Here is a 3,597-nt window from a genome sequence, read left to right on the forward strand (position 1 = left end):
TATGCCGCTGAGCCAGCTCAGCGGCATACGGCACCTTCATGTCGGGTGACGACCCGATCGGGTCAGCCCTCGCCGGAGTCGGAGGACGCGGCCTTCGACGGCGCGTCGGAGACCGGTTCGCCCGGTTTCGTGGCCTTTTCGGCCTTGGCGGCGGCTTGCTGCTCGCGCTTGGTGGTGCCGTCGGGCTTCTGGTCCTTGACGTAGGCCTTGGGGTCCTTGTCCTCGGGTGGGACTCCGGTCGTGGCCCTGAGCGACTCGTAGCGCAGGAACGCGACGGCGATCTCGTGGCGCAGCTGGAGGCTCGCCCGCTGCCGGAAGTCGGCGAGGTCCTGGCGCTCCTCCTCGGCCATGTGGTCGCTGTTCGCGACGTTCGCATCGACGAGGGCCTGCCACCACTCGTCCGACCCCGTCTCGCACTGGCCGACCCTGCGGACGGCGTCGCGGATCTCGTTGTGGTCCTTGATGGCGTCCTCGACCTCCTCCTCGGCGGAGGCGGCGTCGGCGGCGCCGCTGCCGAGCTTGAGCAGCTCTGGGTAGTAGTAGCGCTCCTCCGCCTCGGCGTGGGTCTCCAGGAGGATCTCGAGACGCTTCCAGAGCGCGGCCAGGCCCTCGAGGTCGTCGCGCGGATACTCCTCGAGCATGGCGAACATCCGTCGCTGCTCGTGGTGCTGGTGCTGGATGATCTCGGTGATGTCCATCCGGCCAGCCTCCCAGACGGGTCTGGCGCTCGCCCGTGAGCGAGCCGTGCGGAGCGGGAACCGACCTCCCGTTGGTTTCCCGCTCCGCTGCCCCCCGGCGCTTTTCCCAGAGCAAACGCTAGGGGCGGATTGCCCGACATGGTTCGGAGTTGCGGAGCAAACTGCTGAGCGCAACATCACCGCGGCGCTGGGTAGGTATCCGGTTGTCTGAGCGGGCTCGGGGGAGCACGGAAGGGGACTGCACTGCCGAGTCGCGTCCACTGGGTCATCCGCAACGCCAGAGCCCACGCGGACGACTCGAGGCTGCGCAGCGCGGCGGGCTTCGCAGAGGGGGGTGGCCGCGCTGCACCGGTCCACCGTGCCCAGGTCGGTCGGTGGGAGAGCGGCGCCGTCGAGGTGACGTATGACCTCGTGCGGCGCTACGAGACCGTGCTCGGCCTGCCGGAGGGCCAGCTGCTCTGCGCGATCGACTACTTCTCGCGCGACGAGCAGCAGGTGCGAGCGGCGCCGACCCTGCACCCGCACGGCGACCCCGACCCCAACGAGACGCTCGAGCTGATGGAGCTCGCGCTGTCGACGGACTGCATGACGGGTCAGGACTGGGACCGGCTCTCGGGCAACCTCGGGCGCACCCCGGGAGCCCTCGTGCGGGCCGGTGACTGGGAGCAGCTGATCCGGCGGTGCGTGCAGGAGCTGGGGACGAGCCTGCACCTCGAGTTCGCCCTACGCGACGAGGCCGTCGCGCGGCTCTCCGGACATCCCCGGAGCGGGGCCGTCGTCGCCCGGATCGCCGACGAGGCGCTCGGCGACCGGGACGCGCAGCTGTATGCCGACTACGCCGGCCTCGTCCAGTACACCGACGACCCGTCCTGCCTCGCGGTCCTGCTGCGGCACCTGCGCGAGCCGGTCAACGACGACGCCCTGCGCGCCGCGCTCATCTCGACGACGACGCTGCTGCGGGCCGGCACGGTGCCGCGTGAGGCAGCACGCGAGGCGGCGCGGCTCGCGCTCGAGCACCTGCGCGACCCGTCCCGGTCCTTCCGGGTGCACCGGGCGGCCGCCAACATCGTGCGGGCCCTCGACATCCCCGGCCGCGACCGGCTCGTCTTCGGCCTGACGCCAGCGGCCCGACGGTTTGCCGCGTCGATCATCCTCGAGGGCCGGGCCCTCGACCGGCAGGCGCACGCCGAGGTCGCGAGGCGGATCCGGCGGTCCATCGCCGAGGACGTCGGCACCGTCGACCCGACCGACGAGGTGCTGAGCCGCCTGCTCGCCACTGCCCTCGGGGAGACCCACGAGGAGTCGCGCAGCAACGCGCTCGCGATCCTGATGATCTCCCCGCAGGGCCGCTTCGTCGGCCGCGCCTACGCGCAGGAGCTGGTCCGTGTCCACGACGCCGGCGAGCGCATCGCCTGCCATGAGTGCCTCACCGTGCTGACCTGGCTCATCCAGCCCGAGGACCTCGAGGTCCCGACGCAGCTGCTCTGCTCGCCCGACACCGAGCCGGAGCTCGTCGCGGCCGTCGGCGTCGTCGTCGGCAACTGCGCCGAGCCGGCCGGGGCCGACCGCGACGCCCGGGACGTCCGGCTCCGGGAGGCTGCCCTCGACCTCGCCGGGTCCCTGTCCGCGGTGTCCGACGATGCCGCGCTCGGGGCGGTGCGCTATCGCCTCCGCGGCCTGGCGTACGCGCTCGGGATGCGGGGCCGGCTCGACCTCATCGACGAGGTGCTCCGGCAGGTGCCGAGCCCTCGGTCCGGCGCGCTGACCGCCGGCGAGCAGCTGGCTCGCACGACCCTGCGGTGGTGGCTCGACCTGCCGCCGCACCTCTGGCCCCAGGCGGCGCGGCCGCCGGCACCCCCACGCGGAGGGAAGGGGCGACGCCGACCGCGGTGAGCGGCATACGGCCTGCTCTTGCCGTTGGCCACCCGACGGTTACTGGCCTTTCGTCGGTTACTGGCCATTCGTCGGTTGCTGGCCCTTAGCTTAGTCGGTTGCTGGCCTTTCGACGACTACACCGTCGAGAGGCCACTAACCGTCGAAGGGCCACTATCTGACGCCTGCGGGGGAGCGTACGAGCGATCGCCTAGGTTGGGCACGTGGACACCGACGCCGTGCTGCAGCTGCTCAAGGACGTCGCCGAGGAGGCGATCAACCCGCGGTTCCGCTCGCTCGCCGACGGTGAGATCCACGAGAAGAACCCCGGGGACCTCGTCACGGACGCCGACCGGGAGGCCGAGGAGCTGCTCACCAAGGCGCTGCTCGGCGCCTACCCCGATGCCGTCGTGCTCGGCGAGGAGGCGCACTCCGCCGAGCCGGCCCTCATGGAGCGCTACCTCGCCGCCGACCACGCGTTCACGGTCGACCCGGTCGACGGCACGAAGAACTTCGTGCACGGCTCACCCGACCACGCCGTCATGGTGGCGGAAACCATTGGGGGACAAGCGGTTCGCGCGTGGATCTGGCAGCCCCAGCACGAGCTCGCGTATGTCGCTGAGCGCGGTGCGGGTGCGTGGTGCGGGTCGCGCCGGCTGAGTCGCTCGGCAGCCGTCGCGCCGCTGGACGGGCGCACGTCGCGGCGCAAGTGGATCGGCGAGTCGTTCGGCGGGCTTCCGCCCCTGGCGCTGACGTGGGTGTCGTGCGGCATCGACTATCCCAAGCTCGTCGAGGGGGAGACGGACTACATCGTCTACCGCTCCGTGGCGCCGTGGGACCACGTGCCCGGCACGCTGATCCTCCGCGAGGCCGGCGGTGTGGCCGGCACGCCGAGTGGGACGGCGTACGAGCCGCGGCTGCGGCCGCACGGCCTCGTCGTGGCCGCGGATCACGCCACGTACGAGACGGTCCGCACCGCCCTCCCCTCCTGACCCCTCGACAGTGCACTAATCCCGATCGACAGTGC

Annotated in this window: 3 protein-coding genes; 2 read left to right on the plus strand and 1 reads right to left on the minus strand. The window is 71.8% G+C overall.

The annotated features are described in order from the left end of the window. Positions 1 to 62: 62 nt before the first annotated feature. Positions 63 to 698: a hemerythrin domain-containing protein gene (locus N864_RS20285; RefSeq protein ID WP_034721676.1), complete on the minus strand. Its 636-nt coding sequence runs from the start codon at positions 696 to 698 to the stop codon at positions 63 to 65. Positions 699 to 1,094: 396 nt separating this feature from the next. Here N864_RS20285 and N864_RS20290 point away from each other — a divergent pair, with 396 nt between their 5' ends. Beyond that, positions 1,095 to 2,591 (plus strand): hypothetical protein, encoded by a 1,497-nt coding sequence (locus tag N864_RS20290; protein WP_034721678.1) that lies wholly within the window; start codon positions 1,095 to 1,097, stop codon positions 2,589 to 2,591. Between the two features lie 203 nt (positions 2,592 to 2,794). After that, positions 2,795 to 3,562 carry an inositol monophosphatase family protein gene (locus tag N864_RS20295; RefSeq protein WP_034721680.1) on the plus strand — a complete coding sequence of 256 codons (768 nt, stop codon included), beginning with the start codon at positions 2,795 to 2,797 and terminating at the stop codon, positions 3,560 to 3,562. Positions 3,563 to 3,597: the final 35 nt, after the last annotated feature.

Origin of the sequence: Intrasporangium chromatireducens Q5-1 (assembly GCF_000576575.1) — a bacterium.
GTDB classification, from domain to species: domain Bacteria; phylum Actinomycetota; class Actinomycetes; order Actinomycetales; family Dermatophilaceae; genus Intrasporangium_A; species Intrasporangium_A chromatireducens.